General features: G+C 65.6%; 16 protein-coding genes and 1 tRNA gene. 6 read left to right on the forward strand and 11 right to left on the reverse strand.

Features of this window, described 5'->3' with window-relative positions; all coding sequences use genetic code 11:
- Positions 1-78: 78 nt before the first annotated feature.
- Entirely contained in the window at positions 79-648 is a 570-nt protein-coding gene (locus tag N1028_RS02185; RefSeq protein WP_259525126.1) for a TetR/AcrR family transcriptional regulator, read from the forward strand.
- Between the two features lie 38 nt (positions 649-686).
- Here N1028_RS02185 and N1028_RS02190 read toward each other — a convergent pair whose 3' ends face one another.
- From N1028_RS02190 to N1028_RS02205, 4 genes are all read right to left on the reverse strand, one after another.
- Complete coding sequence (locus N1028_RS02190; RefSeq protein ID WP_259525127.1) at positions 687-1,985, reverse strand: GNAT family N-acetyltransferase; 1,299 nt, start codon at positions 1,983-1,985, stop codon at positions 687-689.
- A gap of 110 nt (positions 1,986-2,095) precedes the next feature.
- Positions 2,096-2,380 carry a GNAT family N-acetyltransferase gene (locus N1028_RS02195; RefSeq protein ID WP_259525128.1) on the reverse strand — a complete coding sequence of 95 codons (285 nt, stop codon included), beginning with the start codon at positions 2,378-2,380 and terminating at the stop codon, positions 2,096-2,098.
- Between the two features lie 20 nt (positions 2,381-2,400).
- Positions 2,401-2,598 (reverse strand): hypothetical protein, encoded by a 198-nt coding sequence (locus N1028_RS02200; RefSeq protein WP_259525129.1) that lies wholly within the window; start codon positions 2,596-2,598, stop codon positions 2,401-2,403.
- A gap of 6 nt (positions 2,599-2,604) precedes the next feature.
- Positions 2,605-3,561: a manganese catalase family protein gene (locus N1028_RS02205; RefSeq protein WP_259525131.1), complete on the reverse strand. Its 957-nt coding sequence runs from the start codon at positions 3,559-3,561 to the stop codon at positions 2,605-2,607.
- A 151-nt stretch (positions 3,562-3,712) separates the two neighbouring features.
- Here N1028_RS02205 and N1028_RS02210 point away from each other — a divergent pair, with 151 nt between their 5' ends.
- Complete coding sequence (locus N1028_RS02210; protein ID WP_259525132.1) at positions 3,713-3,946, forward strand: hypothetical protein; 234 nt, start codon at positions 3,713-3,715, stop codon at positions 3,944-3,946.
- A 584-nt stretch (positions 3,947-4,530) separates the two neighbouring features.
- On the opposite strand, the gene N1028_RS02215 is transcribed toward N1028_RS02210, so the two are convergent.
- A complete protein-coding gene (locus N1028_RS02215; RefSeq protein WP_259525133.1) occupies positions 4,531-6,105 on the reverse strand; it encodes an LA2681 family HEPN domain-containing protein in 1,575 nt (524 codons plus the stop codon).
- A 1,095-nt stretch (positions 6,106-7,200) separates the two neighbouring features.
- Between N1028_RS02215 and N1028_RS02220 the strand changes: the two genes are divergently transcribed.
- From N1028_RS02220 to N1028_RS02230, 3 genes are all read left to right on the forward strand, one after another.
- Positions 7,201-7,632, forward strand: coding sequence for a site-specific integrase (locus N1028_RS02220; protein WP_259525134.1), 432 nt, complete (start codon positions 7,201-7,203; stop codon positions 7,630-7,632).
- A gap of 818 nt (positions 7,633-8,450) precedes the next feature.
- On the forward strand, positions 8,451-9,191 hold the full coding sequence (locus tag N1028_RS02225) for a type IV toxin-antitoxin system AbiEi family antitoxin domain-containing protein (RefSeq protein WP_259525135.1): 741 nt from the start codon (positions 8,451-8,453) through the stop codon (positions 9,189-9,191).
- A gap of 27 nt (positions 9,192-9,218) precedes the next feature.
- On the forward strand, positions 9,219-10,154 hold the full coding sequence (locus N1028_RS02230; protein ID WP_259525136.1) for a nucleotidyl transferase AbiEii/AbiGii toxin family protein: 936 nt from the start codon (positions 9,219-9,221) through the stop codon (positions 10,152-10,154).
- Positions 10,155-10,253: 99 nt separating this feature from the next.
- On the opposite strand, the gene N1028_RS02235 is transcribed toward N1028_RS02230, so the two are convergent.
- The 4 genes from N1028_RS02235 to N1028_RS02250 form a co-directional block, all read right to left on the reverse strand.
- Positions 10,254-10,325: transfer RNA gene (locus tag N1028_RS02235), tRNA-Arg, on the reverse strand.
- Between the two features lie 20 nt (positions 10,326-10,345).
- Positions 10,346-10,843, reverse strand: coding sequence for an HNH endonuclease (locus N1028_RS02240; RefSeq protein ID WP_259525137.1), 498 nt, complete (start codon positions 10,841-10,843; stop codon positions 10,346-10,348).
- Between the two features lie 319 nt (positions 10,844-11,162).
- Positions 11,163-11,954 (reverse strand): C40 family peptidase, encoded by a 792-nt coding sequence (locus N1028_RS02245; protein ID WP_259525138.1) that lies wholly within the window; start codon positions 11,952-11,954, stop codon positions 11,163-11,165.
- 383 nt (positions 11,955-12,337) lie between these two features.
- Positions 12,338-13,030: an iron-dependent transcriptional repressor DtxR gene (locus tag N1028_RS02250; protein WP_259525139.1), complete on the reverse strand. Its 693-nt coding sequence runs from the start codon at positions 13,028-13,030 to the stop codon at positions 12,338-12,340.
- Between the two features lie 92 nt (positions 13,031-13,122).
- Between N1028_RS02250 and serC the strand changes: the two genes are divergently transcribed.
- Entirely contained in the window at positions 13,123-14,241 is a 1,119-nt protein-coding gene (serC, locus tag N1028_RS02255; protein WP_259525140.1) for a phosphoserine transaminase, read from the forward strand.
- 96 nt (positions 14,242-14,337) lie between these two features.
- Here serC and N1028_RS02260 read toward each other — a convergent pair whose 3' ends face one another.
- Positions 14,338-14,973, reverse strand: coding sequence for a DUF3027 domain-containing protein (locus tag N1028_RS02260; protein WP_259525141.1), 636 nt, complete (start codon positions 14,971-14,973; stop codon positions 14,338-14,340).
- The gene (locus tag N1028_RS02265) at positions 14,973-15,353 is read right to left on the reverse strand and encodes a cold-shock protein (RefSeq protein ID WP_259525142.1); all 381 of its coding nucleotides are present in this window, start codon (positions 15,351-15,353) and stop codon (positions 14,973-14,975) included. Before N1028_RS02265 ends, N1028_RS02260 begins: the two co-directional genes overlap by 1 nt.
- Positions 15,354-15,419 lie beyond the last annotated feature (66 nt).

The raw sequence follows: 15,419 nt of genomic DNA on the forward strand, positions 1-15,419 counted from the left end.
GGGCCGACCCTACAGTGCTCTACAGGTGTTTGATAGAGCTGCTGCCTGGGAGAACGACTGTTCCCCTAAACTGGCCGGGTGAGCAGCGCAGCCGGCCTCGAAGGCGAACGGATCAGGCCCTCGGCCGCGCGCGAGCGACTGCTCACGACCGCCTCCGAGCTGTTCTACCGGGAGGGCATCGGCCGGGTGGGCATGGACCGGGTGCTCTCCGAGGCGGGAGTGCCCCGCGCCACGATGTACCGCCACTTCTCCGGCAAGGAGGCGCTCGTGGCGGCGTGCCTCGAGCGGGAGGACGAGCGGGTGCGGGCCGCGCTCACGGCCTCCCCCGATCCGGATGCCGACCGCCTGCTCGTGCTCATCGCCGACGACCTCACCGGCCGCCACTCCCGCGGCTGCCCCTTCATCAACGCCGCCATCGAGTACCCCGACCCGGCGAGCGAGGTGCGCCGCATCGTCGCCGCCCACCGCGCCTGGTTCGTCGAACTGATCGAGCGCGCGCTCGGCTCCTCCTCCCCCGCCTCCGATCTCGCGGCCGAGATCGTGCTCCTGCGCGACGGCGCTCTCGTCGGCGGCTACCTCGACGAGCCGGATGCCGTGCGCGCGGCTTTCCTGCGGGCTGCGCGCGCGCTCATCGACCCTGCGCGGTGACCGCGGTCAGGGCCGAGAAGCCCCGGGGCGCTGCCGCGTCAGAAGTGCGTGACACCGTACACCGGCCGCACCGGCGTCAGCAGCGCGGCGAGCCGGCCGACCGCACCCGCTGTGCGCTCCACGATCCGTCCGGCCGACGCGAGGGTGCGGGCGTCGACGGCTCCGAGGTAGAGCGAGCCGAGCACCCACGCCTCGAGCTCGACGTCGGGCTCGGCAGACCCGCCACGGGTCACGCTCGCCCGACCGCCGGCCACCCGGATGCGGTAGCGGCCCGCAGCGAACCCGAGGTCGTCGGCGACCTCGACGACGACCTCGCCCTCCGCATCCGGGAGGTAGCCGCGCGCCTCGAACACGGTCCCCACATCGAGCAGGCGGATCCAGAGCCGGTCGCTCCGCCCCGTCGTGCGCACCGCGCGCCAGTCGGCGAGAGCCCAGCGCAGCGGGTCGTCCGCGGGAGCGGCGTCGAACCGCACGGTGTCGACGAGGTCCATCGACCCGAGCAGCTCCCAGAGACCGAGGTAGGCGCCGTCGTTCGCGGCCACGAGGTCGATCACCTCGAGCTCGGTCGCGCGGTCCCCCTCGTGCACGCGGTAAGCCGCGAAGCCGTCGATCGCGCCGCCCACGCCGTAGTGCACGGCGGCGCGCACGGTGTCGTCGGCCGCGCCGTTCGGTCCGGCAAGACCGGCGCTCCGTCGCCAGTAGGCGTGCTGCCGGTCCACTGAACCGGGCGTGCGGGCGTGGAAGGCGGAGAAGACGCGAGGGGCGATCGAGACGAGATCATGCGCGTCGATGAGCTCGCACCGGCCGGTGGTGGGCACGGTCAGGCGGAAGCGCTGTCCGGCCGGAACGGTGACGGAGTCGAGCCCGTAGGCGGTGCCGAAGCCGAAGCGCCGGTAGATGGTGGCCTCCGAGACCGTGAGCGCCGCCAGCGCCTGGCCTGCGGCGTGCGCGGCCGTCAGATCGTCGGTCATCAGTCGTCGCAGGAGGCCCCGACGCCGGTGCGTCGGGCGCACGGTCACGCCGGCGATGAGGTGCGCGGGCAGCAGCTCCGCCCCACCCACGTTGAGGGTGTGCTCGTAGGCCGCGAAGGTCGCGACGGGCACGTCGGGCCCGAGCGCCGATTCCGGTGTCGTCGTCGTGTACGCGCCGGTGAGCCGTCGGCCGTCGGCTGCGATGTCGACGGCGGCGAGGTCGATCGCCTCAGGCGTCATCCGCGGCTCGTGGAAGCCGCGCGACTCCGCCACGAGCCAGTTCCGGGTGGCGGCGTCGGCCCTGCCGTCGGGGGCGGCCGCCGGGAAGGTGCGGAACTCGTACTCGTCTGCGGTCTCGGATGCCATGGCTCCACGCTAGCCCGGGTCGATCGATCTCCGGCCCGTTAACGAGTGGTGGAGAGGGCCGAAGCCCTCCCCACGCATGAGCATAGCAATCCCCGGCACCGTGCCGCCACTCAGCGCGAGAGCAGCGCCGCGCGCTCCGGATGCTCGTCGAACCACTTGCCTACGTACCAGCACATGGGCACGACCCGGTAGGGCGTGTTGGCCTCGACGTCGTCGACCGCGAACGCCACGATCTCACCCGCGAGCCCCTTGCCGCGCTGCCGCGGGTCGGTGAACGTGTGGGTGAACGAGATGTGGTTCTCGTTCACCACGTAGTCGACGGCACTCGCGAGAGCCCCGTCGATCCGCAGCGAGTATCGGTTCTGATCGGCGTCATGACTGAATTCCTGTGCCATGCCACCACCCTACGCTCGTCCTAGTCCACGAGGTCGGCGGGAGACTCCGGAACCGATTCGGACTGCTCGGTGCGGTCCCGGAGCCGGTCCGACATCCCGGACGCGCCCTGGCCGTCCTCGTCCTCATCCGCCTCCTTGATGAGCTCGGCGAGCTCCTCGTCGCGAGGAGCGGTCACAGCGGGGTCGGGCTCGGGAGACGAGGTCGCTCCGTCTGTCACGGCGCCCTACTTCCCGGCGGTCGGTCCGTAGAAGGACTCGACGTCGGCGAGCTCCTGCTCGGCGGTGGCCTGGATGAGCTTCAGCAGTTCGGGGTCGAGGCCCGGGCTGAACTCCTCGAGCCGCTCGGGAGCGATGAACGACGGGGTCCCGACGGGTGCCTGCTCCGTGGCGTCGAGGTCGGTGCCGTCATTGGAGGGCGATGCACCCTGGAAGATGCGGCCGGCCTCCGATTCGCCCTTGAGATCGAAGGAGAACTGCTTGCTCTGCAGGCCCAGGTCCAGGAGCTCCTTGACCTCCGGGAACTGCTCGGCGTTCGTCTTGGGGATCGGGAGGGTCTTCTTCCAATCCACGCCGAGTGTCTCGAGGGCCTTGGCGTAGGCGTTCTCGTGGGCCTGGTCACGCACGATCAGGTACGCGATCGTGGAGCGGGCGGTCTTGTTGGCCGTCATCTCGTAGATGCGGCACTTCTGCAACCGACCGGTCGACTCGAGCATGAGGTTGTAGAGCAGGTCGAGCACCAGGTTGCCCGAGTTGTAGACGTAGCTGCCGAGCCACGGGTTGCCCGCGGCGTCGACGGGCATCGCGCCCTGCGCTCCCACGAGGTAGTGGTGGATGTTGCTGTGGTCGAGGGCGATGTTGAGCGGCGTCGCTCCCCCGGCCCCCGGGGTGTCGAGCGGGTCGGTGAGCTTGCCCTTGTACTGCGGCGATCCGTCGAGCAGTCGGGAGATCGTGGTGCCGATGAGCTCGACGTGGCTGATCTCCTCGGTGCCGACGCCCTGGATGAGGTCGCGGTACGGCTTGGCGGAGGGCCCCCGGAAGTTCATGGCCTGGAACAGGTACTGCATCATCGTGCGCATCTCGCCGAACTGGCCTCCGAGCCCTTCCTGCAGTGCGTTCGCCGCAGCGGGATCCGGCTCGTCCTCGGCGATGTCGTTGATCCATTCCTGTACGTGGAAATACACGGGAGTGCCTCCTAGGCGTGAAGTGCACGCACGGTGCGCGCCTCTTCCACCGTGCTCCCGCTCGCCCGGTGAAGCAGCCCCCTTGCAAACCGCGCCGCCGCGTGTACGCGAGGTCGGCCGGTAGGCTCGATGCATCTCTGAGGGGGGAACAGTGAACAGTTCGACAGCATCCGCGATCGCCATCGTCATTCCGATCGTGGCCTACCTGGTTGTGATCGTGGTCAGCCTGGTCATCTTTTACTGGCTCGTGAAGAAGGCCATCCGCACGGCGCTCGCCGACCACTACAAGACGGTCAAGCTCTACGAGGAGACGGGCGAGTGGACCCCGGGGCCCTGGGACCTGAAGACGCCGCCTCGAGGCGCCGAGACCGGCAGCGACGACTGATGCGACGGTGCCCCTGGAGGGACTCGAACTCGGTAGGCGGGTCCGCGAGGCCTACGCAAGCTCGCAACTTCCGCGTATTTACGCGGTCTTTGGATCACGTCGATAACGCTAAATCAGGCCATTTTGAGATTCATTGTGGGCAAAATGTGGGCACGAATTCACCGCACCAATCTCCGTCAATTTTATAGAACCGTCGTCAGACATCGTCTTCCCGAATGACTCTACTGGCGCTCCTTTTTACGAATCATCGTCGAGAAAAGCAAGAGGACGCCGCGGCACTGGCTCTGCTATCGGTCTAACCGAGCCTGGGCGCGCCGAAGGGACACAGACACGGGCTCACCCCGGAGGGTGCCTGAGTCCGCGACGATCGCGTTGCCGCCGGCTACACCACCGTCGGTCGAATGGTGTGTCACTCCGCCTGGCTGGCATCTCGTCAAAGGCTCTGACTAGCGATCGAGCTCCCGAGTTCTCGAGCGCGCCGATCGAAAGGCACTTTGCCACCTTCCAGGTGATGATGTGGTGTCGCCGGTAGATAACCGGCAGAGACCAGACGTTCGCCCCGCTTTAAAGCCAACCCTTGTAACTCAGGAAAGTGAGGCGGCCTCTGCCGCCTCTGCCGCCTCATAGTCTTCAGCGATGAAATCGATGAGGTAGAGGAATGCTGCGCGGGCCACTCGGAGTGCTTCGAGGGAAGCGGCCACAAGTTCTGGCTCTCCCACCGAGACTATGGCGGCTCGGGTGGGCCCCGAAAACGTGAACTTCCTAACATGAACTAGTCGATGGGTCCCGGCATTTCGAAGTAGCTGAGCCCGCGCATAGAGGCCTTCCTCATGGATGTCGTAGGCAAGTTCGGCAAGTGTCGCCCGGTGATTGGGCCAGGGCTTGAATTGTGGCAGTTCAGGTCGCAATTCTGACGTCGTCCGCTCGGTCCAGAAGGCACGGAAACTTACTCGATCTGGCGCATCACCAACGTCAAAGTACAAGTTTGCGACCACGGCGATCTTGTCGAGAACGTCCAGAGTCGCACGTTGTGCTAGGACGATTTTTGCGGCGGGCTGCCCGTATACCGAGTCGTCATCAGTATCCGCATAGCTGCCGCTGTCGTTAACAGCATTCCCAGCCAGTTCTACGATGCCGTCGTACGCCAACTGCCGGGCAACTAGGTACTCGGACTTCAGAACATTTACGGCTGCAAGAATAGCTAGTGGCGTTGGCGAATCAACGGGGACCAGAGCTGCGTCCACCCCTGCATCGTCCCACTGAGATGAGTCTGAGCCGAGGCCCTCCATTGCTACCGATAGCGCAAGACGGTTCGTTGCCACCCACTGCTGATAGGGATCGTCAGGGTCTCCGTCATGTGACTCGTGGCCAACGCCCTGTAATTCGCCTAATGCATCCCAGCTCTCAGCGGTTGATTCGTTAGAAATTCCGATCGTGTGCTCGCGCAGGCTCTTCGCCATGCGCGAGTACCTATTGTACAAAGCCGCATAGTGAGCAGGTTGACCTCGCCCGAGCCGAATTCGTGCCGCGAGAAGCTGTGCGAGGTTGCCCGCAGCATTGCCATTGTTCGGATATTCCGCGAGCGAGTCCTGGTATGCCTCATACGCTTCGATCCATCTGCCGGAAGAGTCGAGTTCGTTCCCCAGGTTGCACAGAGCTTTCGATCGCAGAAGCGATTCGATATCGGGCGACCGACCTGCCCGAGCGAGAAGGAGACGCCCTTCCCGAAGCTGCTCGCGACGCTGCCACCTCACGGGCTGCTCTTCCTGCTCGAGTTGCGCCGTCCAGGACCAGCGACTTCGCTCCTCTTGATTGACCAACTGGCAGATCGTAGTCCCAAGGCAATAGCTTGCCCACGCCCTAAGGGACTCCGAGATGTCAGCCGCCACAACTTCTCGTTGGAGAGCCTCAGCCTCCGCCAAAACTTCTTCACCACCAGTGGAAGGGACCGCGTCGCTCAGCATGCCCGCTGCGAGATTAAGGAGGTCGTAATACTCCTCTGCAGGGATATCTACCGATGGCTCGATCTGACGTAGTCGCACAATCAGCCTCGGCACCTCGTCAAGAACGTCTTGCTGATCCTGCTCCCCGAGCATGCCTAGTCGATCAAGTTCATCCTGAACGGCGCCAGCAATTTCACGACCGATTCGAGTGGGCATCCAGACTCCGACCTATCGCGTTGCGGACTTTCATCAGCCGATTGCTGGGCGACGTTTCACCATCGCGATGATGCGAGCTACTGACTTGAGGTTCATTGGTGTTGGCACGCAAAGACATCAATCGCTTGGTGTTCCGCGAACCTCCCAGACCCATGTGTTGCGGACTCCTACAGCTTTATGCGGCGATGCTACCTCGCGACAACCAGGCAGGCCAGCGAGTTTGTACTGTCTATTCCAGGCACGAGCCCCAACTATCCAGCACGAATGTAATCGTTCACTGCCGCAGTTGCATTCCCCATTTCGGGTCGCTTGAACATCCCTGCCAAATTTTCGCATTCTCTGCCTCACCGATCTTCTTCTTGAGACTTTTTTCACGCCTGCGCCACCGCTACCCCTTCACTTCCCAACCTCCGTCAGACAGCAACGATGTTTGGGGGGGTTGGGAAGCGCGCTCTGCGCGGGGGTGGCGGTGGCGCAGGCGAGGAGAGGGACAAACGGTTCTATTGCCTCTTCCCGCCCGAGGATAGGCAATGGAAGACCCACGAGCATGGAGACGAACGAACGCGGAGATTCGATCCGGAGTCGCGCACGCAGCTACTTCCATGCTCTGGAGGGGCCAAAAACTTGCCCCCTACTGGCGCCACTCAGATGTCTCCCGCCCGTCACAGAATTGACCGTAGGGATGAGCGTCGAACCACGACGACGAGGGCGCTTGGCGACGTGGTAGCGGAAAAGGTTGAGGTAGCTAGAGATGGCAGGCAGCGTGACCCCGCACAGCACCTCGCAAGGCAAGCGATACCGCGTGCGGTACCGGAAACCGGATCACACGCAGACGGACAAGCGGGTTTCAAGACCAAGCGCGAAGCCGAGCTGTTCCTCGCCTGGGTGACGGTGTCAAAGGCGGCCGGTGACTACATTGATCCGGCTCTTGCTCGCGTTTCGGTCGGCGACCTCGCTCCTCTGTGGTTGCGCTCGAAGTTTGTACTCAAGCCCTCATCGTCAAAGCCGCTCGAGGTCGCCTGGGGCGTGCACGTGTCAGAGCGATGGGGGAACCGCGAAATCTCAACCATCGTTCCCTCAGAGGTGCAGGTATGGGTGAGTGAACTGGCGGGCCGCCGGTCGCCCTCCGCGGTGATCAGCGCACACGGCGTGCTCGCAGGCATCCTCGACATGGCCGTCACCGACCGCCGCCTTCCTCGGAACCCGGCGCGCGGAGTGAAGCTGCCCCGCAAGACCGGGAAGCTGAATCGTGTCTACCTCGGCCACGACCAGGTGCACACTCTCGCCGGCTTGTCTGCGCATCCGACGCTCGTGCTCTGCCTCGCCTACATGGGCATCCGATGGGGCGAGGTGACCGCGCTGCGCGTGCGGCACATCAACTTGCTCCGGCGCCGGCTCACCGTCGAAGAGAATGCCGTGAAGGTTGGCGCCATCATCCACCTCGGCACGACCAGGGTGCATGAGCGCCGATCCGTGCCCTACCCGGAGCTGCTCAGCGCGGGCCTCGCCGAGCAGTGCGCCGACTAGGGGCCCACGCAGCTCGTGTTCGGCGGCGGCGCCTTCCACATGACGAACATTCTCGAAATCGGTGCTTCAGCGTGGACAGTTCGGGCGGATGGGCGCGGACTCGAACGAAGGGTTGATCCATCGACGGTTACGGCATATGAGGCAGCTCGGAGCGTGAGTGATTCTGTAGCTTCAGAGCTGGACGAGGCGTGGCGGGCTGCGTTCGGAAGAAGTTCTGATCCATCCGACGCATGGGATCACTCGATCAAAGCCGTCGAGGAACTTCTTATCCCCCTTGTGATCCCGATCGTGGCTCAGCCCAACCTTGGCGGTGTCGCTGGAGAACTTCGTGGCGCGTCTCACAAATGGAGACTGCCCCCGAGTACGTCGAGTGCCGCTATGGACGACGGGAAGACCCTGGAATCCGTGATTCGGCTCATCTGGCCAGATCCGGACCGCCACGGGGGTTGGGACGGCCAACAGGACTTCAACTCAGAAAGAGGCAGAAAGGGTCGTCTATCTAGCAGTGGCAATTGTTGGACTCTGCGGTGACGGCGGCCTCTATCGGATGCTTGATAAGCAGCGGCGCGAACGCGAAGACTGTTCAGCGGATGCTCGGTCACACCTCGGCTGATGGTGGCGGCCAAGATGCAGGACGCAGCGCGCGAGGCGAGCCCAGGCAACGCGTGGGCAGATAATCTGGCGTGACAAGTGCCCGAGGGGCCCAATGATTGCTGGAGCGATGCCGTGAAACGCGAGTCCACTCTCTATCACCGCACGCTTGAAAACTTACATTCAGATGTAATATTAGAAGCGCCATCGAGTGAGGAGGTGTAATAATGCGTGCTGTTGATGCTTTGGAGGTTCTCGAACTGCTCGGCTCGACGCAACGCGGCCTCGTGACGACCGCTCAGGCTCGCGAATCGGGTCTCTCGGGCGTGGACCTCAGTCGCCTCACCGACTCAAGTAAGCTCCTCCGTGTCCGCCACGGAGTTTACGCACTGCCTTCGGCGGGGGCTGACCGACTGCAAGACCTGCGTGGGGCGTGGCTGGCGGCGTCGGCAAACGGCGACGTCGTCGTTTCCGGCGCCTCGGCAGCCGTCGTGCATGGCCTGGGTGACCTCGTTCCTGCGGCGCACGAGTTCACCGCTTCGGTGCGCCGCCAGAGCACGCTGCCAGACCTCCGCTTCCACCGCGCCGAATTGAGCGACGACGATGTGACCGTGGTCGACGGGCTTCCGGTCACCACAGTGGTGCGCACGGCCGCCGACCTCGCTGCGTCCTTGCTGGATTCCGACCACCTCGCCGGCGTTCTGTCCGCCGGGGTCGAGAATCTGGATGTCGATGTCGAGGAGCTCGCGCAGGCGCTCTCCCCCTATGCCGCGCGCTACGGTTTCGACTCCGGGCGAGCGCTTCTCGCAGAGGTCGCACCCGGATACGTAGCAGCTGCGATCGGTAGCGCAGTTCGCACGGCCGTCACGCGCTCGCCCCAGTTTCGGAAGCAGGCCCTGAAGCTTCTCGCAGAGCCCGATGGTGCGAAGACCCTTCTGTCATTCCTCGAGGAGCGCCTCGCTTCATAAGGCACTTCAACACGGGCAAGGAAACACATGGCGCACACGAAGATGCAACTGGCGAGCCTCGCCCGGTCGCTTCAGGCCAAGCTGAACAACGAGGCGCGCCGGCGGGGTGTGACCGCGGATGTCATCCGCAAGCAATACATCTTCACAGTCTTCCTGAGCAGACTGTTCTCCCCAGAACCGCAGGCGCCCTGGGTTCTTCTCGGCGGGAACGCGCTCCTCATCCGCACCGGCGGCGGACGGTTCACCCAAGACATCGACCTGGCCCGCGAAAGCGAGTGGGCATCAAGCAACGATGTGCGCGCCGAACTGCAATCGCTCGCTGACGCCAGCGCAGACCGAGACCCGTTTACCTTCGTGGTGGTCGCTGTCGAGCCGCACTCCGAGCCGGACCCGTTCGACTACGGCGCGAAGACGGCGAAAGCAAGGGTGCAGGCGCTCCTCGGCGCCCAGGTCTTCGACACGTTCACCATCGACCTCACCGAGAGACGCCACCTCGATGCTCCCGTCGATCAGGTGCCCCTCCGCGCGGTCATCGAACACGACACTCTCTCCCATCTGCCGTCGGTGCCGACGACTCCGCTCGAGAACCACCTGGCCGACAAGGTGTGTGCGATGTACGAGCGACACGGGAGAGACGGTGACTCGCCCTCCACCCGCTACCGCGACCTCGCCGACATCGTCCGGATTCTTGACGCCGGCCCCATCGATACCGCTCGCCTCAAGGAAGTGCTCGACCGCGAATCGGGTCGTCGGAGAATCACGCTACCGAGCCGCATGGAGGCGCCTGCCGAAGAGTGGCGGATCGCTTTTCCGCGCCAGGCACGAACCTTCGCTGAGTACTCGAGCAAGCTCTATGAACTCGACGCATCTCTGGACGAGACACGGCCGTGCCTGGATCCCATTCTTTCCGGCAAGCGGACGTCGGGCACGTGGGTTCCTGAGAAGCGCGCCTGGTCCGACTGAAACCGCACGCCGCCGAGTGTGGGCAAAAGCGATTTCGTAAAGAGATCGGAGGGCCCCAGATCCCCGGAATCGCGCGGATCTGAGCGCCCGACAGAAGGGTGCCCCTGGAGGGACTCGAACCCCCAACCCTTTCCTTAGGACGGAACTGCTCTTCCATTGAGCTACAGAGGCTGACCGGGCAAGTTTAGCGGTCAGGCCGCCGTGGCGAGGAACATCTCCCACTGGGGCTCGGCCTTCTCGGCACCCTTGATGCTCCAGCCCGACTGGTGAGGCATCCGTGGGGCGAAGCGCAACGACCAGCCCATCTCCTCCGGCGTGCGGTCGCTCTTGATGTTGTTGCAGCGCAGGCAGCAGGCCACGAGGTTCTCCCAGGTGTCCTTGCCCCCGCGCGAGCGCGGCTGCACGTGGTCGATGGTCGTCGCCGTGCCTCCGCAGTAACCGCACCGCTGACCGTCGCGGCGCAGCACTCCCCGGCGCGAGACCGGCATCATCCGGTTGATCGGCACCCGCACGTAGCGGGTGAGGAGGATGACGGCGGGTCGCTCGAAGGCGCTCGTGATCCCGATCACGGGGTGCGCGTCGTCGCTCGCCAGCACGCGGGCCTTGTCGTTCAGCACGAGCACGATCGCCCGCTTGAACGAGATGACGCCGAGCGGCTCATATCCTGCGTTCAGTACCAGTGTTCGCATGCTCTCCCTTTCGAAGAGACCTGGACGGCTTCCAGGTGTTCGATACAGCGGATCGCCTCGGGTCGAGGAGTCTGGCGGACAACAAAAAAGGCGCCGTCATGATGACAGCGCCTTGCAGGGGGATCCGGTTATCCGGAACCGACTGAGTCCGTTCGAGTGCCGCGGCACGCGCAGCTGAAGGCGATCCGTGGTGCGGATGCTCCGGCCGTCGTTCATCGGTCTCTCCATGATCTCGGGGACGATCAGAGCCTCAGAGTACGACAGAAACGGCGTGCCACACAGTGGTGGCACGCCGTTTCATGGCCTGGTAACGAACTGTTTACACGATCCGCACGAAGTAGTAGCTGCCCCAGAGCGGACGGTGCTCGACGTAGCGGCCCCAGTCGGGAGAGTCGATCGTTCCGCCGGCACCGTCGTAGATGCCGATGTGGCCGATGGGCCAGACGATGAGGTCGCCGGCCTGCGCGTCCTCAGGAGCGATCGGGATGCCGAGGGCGGCCTGATTGCTCACGGTGCGCGGCAGGTAGATGCCGAAGGCCCCGAAGACGTACTGGGTGAGTCCGTCGCAACCGAAGCTCGTGTCGGGGCTCGCACCGCTGCCGTAGGGCACGACTCCCACGAACTGCTTGGCGAACTCCACGATGGCCTGGCCGCTGTAGGGGCCGGAGGGCGGGTTGACCGCGAACGTGCCTCCGGGGGCGGAGGAGCGCGACGACTCGGCGGCCGATGCAGCAGCGGCGGCGGCCTCGGTGGCGGCGACCGCGGCGGCCGCGGCCTCGCGAGCGGCGGCCAGCTCGGCGGAGGTGGGAGCGGTGTAGTTGTCGCGGCTGACCGCGAGGGCGGCCGACGCGTCGGGCACCACGAGGGTCTGCGAGCCGCTGAGATCGGCCTCGGCGGATGCGACCGTGCTGTCGAAGCTGCCGCCGCCGCCGAAGGCGTAGGCGGGGAGCGACATCGTGACCACGAGAGCCGCAGCGAAGGTCATGACGACCGTGCTGACGGCGCCCTTCTTCGTGGGGCGCTTGAAGCGCGGTCGCGAGCGCGGTGCACGGGTGCCGCCCTGAGCGGGCTCGGCCGCGCGGGCCGGCGGCGCGACGGGCGCACGCTTCACGAGAGCACTGGACACGCCCGGCTTCGACGCTACAGCTGCGGCCGACTCCGCCGCACGGAGCTCCCGGCGGGTGAGTGCGGTTGCCTGTGAGGGTGTCTCGGGTCTGTTCGGGTCTTCGGGGTTCCGCTCCGAGGGGAGCGAGTTTCCATCAAGGGCCAAAATACGTTCCTCCGGCACCTCTCGCAGCTAGGGCACTGCTCCCGTCCACACCGAGTTGCGTGCGTGTTCTGCGACCAAGAGACGGGAAAGCGAGGTGTCTTGGCCCGGTCCCGCACCCATTAGGGGGTGGCGGACTCGTTAGAGAATACGGGAGGGGCGGCCGAATGTCACCTTGAGCGACAGTTTGTTTAACAATTCCGTAACGCTCCTCGGATGGATTTCGCTCAGATCCCAACAAATATGTGGGATGCGACCTCGTTGGGGAGCTCGAGCCCCTCCTCGAAACCTTCGACCTCTACCAGAACGTAGGAGCCGACCGCGGTGAAGGCCGCGGAGTTGCCCGGCACGACGCCCGCCTGCTTGAGCTGGAGCAGCAGCTCCGGGTCGACCTGAGCCGGTTCACCGAGGCGCCGGATGGTCTTCGTCTGCGGCCCCACAGCTCCGTGCACGAGTGTCACGATGTTCACGACGCCCTTCGTGAACGGCATCGTCGCCTCATCTCCCAGCACGTCGAGACCGGGGATGGGGTTGCCGTAGGGCGACTCCGTGGGGTGATCGAGGAGCTCCAGGATGCGGAGTTCGACCTGCTCGCTCATGACATGCTCCCACCGGCATGCCTCGTCGTGCACGAGCTCCCAGTCGAGGCCGATGACGTCGCTCAGCAGCCGCTCTGCGAGCCGGTGCTTGCGCATGACCGAGATGGCCTTCCGTCGGCCCACCTCGGTGAGCTCGAGGTGACGATCGACCGAGACCACCACGAGACCGTCGCGCTCCATGCGCCCGACCGTCTGGGACACCGTGGGCCCGGAGTGACCGAGCCGCTCCGAGATGCGCGCGCGCAGCGGATTGATGTTCTCTTCTTCGAGTTCGAGAATCGTCCGCAGATACATCTCTGTGGTGTCGATCAAATCAGTCACGGCATACTCCTAGGCCCTGTGAGGCGTACCTAACCCAGCCTAGTGTCACGCCACGACACCGAGGCTGTTCGCGCGTCGATACTATGGACCGCATGGCCGAGATCACGATTCCCACCGATCGACTTCCCGTGGACGGACGGTTCGGCTGCGGCCCTTCCAAGGTCCGCCCCGCCCAGCTGGAGGACCTCGTCACCCGCGGCGCGTCCCTCCTCGGCACGAGCCACCGGCAGGCGCCCGTGAAGAATCTCGTGGGCTCGGTGCGCGAGGGGCTGTCGTCGCTGTTCTCGCTGCCCGAGGGTCACGAGGTCGTGCTCGGCAACGGCGGCTCGACGGCCTTCTGGGACGCGGCGTCGTTCGGACTCATCCAGAAGCGTGCCGAGAACCTGTCGTTCGGCGAATTCGGCTCCAAGTTCGCCGCGGCGGCCGGCGCCCCGTGGCTCGAGGCTCCCCACGTGGTGAAGTCCGAAGGCGGAACGCTCGGGCGGATCGAGGTGCTCGAGGGCGTCGACGTCTATGCCTGGCCGCACAACGAGACGAGCACCGGTGTCATGGCTCCCGTGCAGCGCGTGCACGGCGACGAGGGCGCGCTCACCGTCATCGACGCCACGAGCGCCGCGGGCGGAATCGACTTCGACGTCACCGAGACGGATGTCTACTACTTCGCCCCGCAGAAGAACTTCGCCTCCGACGGCGGCGTCTGGTTCGCGCTCATGTCGCCGGCGGCCCTCGAGCGGATCGAGACGATCGCGGCATCCGGACGCTACATCCCGGAGTTCCTGAGCCTGAAGAACGCCGTCGACAACTCGCGGCTGGACCAGACGCTCAACACCCCCGCCATCGCCACGCTCGTGCTGCTGGAGAACCAGGTCTCCTGGATCAACGGCAACGGCGGGCTGCCCTGGGCCTCGGCCCGCACGGCCGAGTCGTCGTCGGCGCTCTACACGTGGGCCGAGAGCGTCTCCTACGCCCGGCCGTTCGTCGCCGAGCCGGCCGAGCGCTCGCAGGTCGTCGTCACGATCGACTTCGACGACTCGATCGACGCCGCGGCCATCGCGAAGGCTCTGCGATCCAACGGGATCGTCGACACCGAGCCCTACCGCAAGCTCGGCCGCAACCAGCTGCGAGTGGCGACCTTCGTGGCCATCGAGCCCTCCGACGTCACGCAGCTCATCTCGTCGATCGAGTACGTCGTGGAGAACCTGGGCGCGTAGCCCTTCCGGCACGGACAACGCCGAAGCTCCCGCTCTCCGGGCCCACCTGGGCGCCGATCGGCGGGAGCTTTGTCGTTGTCCGCGGACGCGGGTGTGTCAGCGGCCCTCGGAGGGCGGCTCGTCGTCGGAGTCCTCGTCGTCGTCGATCTCTTCGGCCGCGGCCGCGAGCTCGTCGTCGTCGGCGATGTGGTCGTCGAGGTCGGTCACGTCGTCGAGATCCACCTCGTCGAGATCGTCGTCGTCGTCCTCCTCGGGGTGCTCGTCATCGTCGTGCTCGTCGTCGTCGAGGTCCTCGTCCTCGTCGTCGAGGTCCTCGTCGTCGTCGTCACCCTCCGCCGCGGTCGCCGCCGCGAGCTCCTGCGCGAGCTGGTACTCGGCGAGGCGCTCCGACCAGGGCACCCAGTCCGGAGCGACGAGCGAGGTCTCCCCCGGCAGCAGCTCGACCTCGAGCACAGTGGGTTCGGACTCCTCGTCGACACGCGCGAGCGTCACCGTCCACCGCCAGTCGGGGTAGCCGGGAAGCTTCGAGGCGAAGAACAGGCTGAGCACGTGGTCCTCTTCGGCCCGCGAACCCGCCAGCTCGCCCACGGTGCCCGCCGGAGCGATGCCCACGAGCGCGGCCCGAGCGAACTGCACCGATCCGAGCAGCACCTCGTCCACGGCGGGCTCGATGGCAGCGGTCTCCTCGACGCCCTCGTCGACGGCGCCCGGCTCTGGTGCGTCCTGCGGCACTAGGCGTCCAGCTCGTCTGCGACCTTGCGCAGCAGAGCGGCGATCTTGCGGCTGTGCGCGTTGTCCGGGTAGCGGCCGCGCTTGAGGTTCCCGCCGATGGAGTCGAGCACCTTCACGAGGTCCTCCACGATGATCGCCATGTCGTCGGCGGGCTTCCGCGCCATCTTCGCGAGGCTCGGGGGCGCCTCCAGCACCCGCACCGAGAGCGCCTGCGCGCCACGCTTGCCATCGGCGATGCCGAACTCGAGCTTGCTGCCGGCTTTCACCGTGGTTCCCGCGGGCAGGGCCGACGCGTGCAGGAACACTTCTTGGCCGTCATCGGTGCTGATGAAGCCGAAGCCCTTCTCGTCGTCGTAGAACTTGACCTTGCCGGTTGGCATCGCGAATCTCCTCGTGTAATCGGCCCGAATACCTCTTCGGGCCACTGACCAGCCTACCCGTGCCCG

The sequence above is a fragment of the Herbiconiux oxytropis genome, assembly GCF_024979315.1.
In the GTDB taxonomy this organism is placed as follows: domain Bacteria; phylum Actinomycetota; class Actinomycetes; order Actinomycetales; family Microbacteriaceae; genus Herbiconiux; species Herbiconiux oxytropis.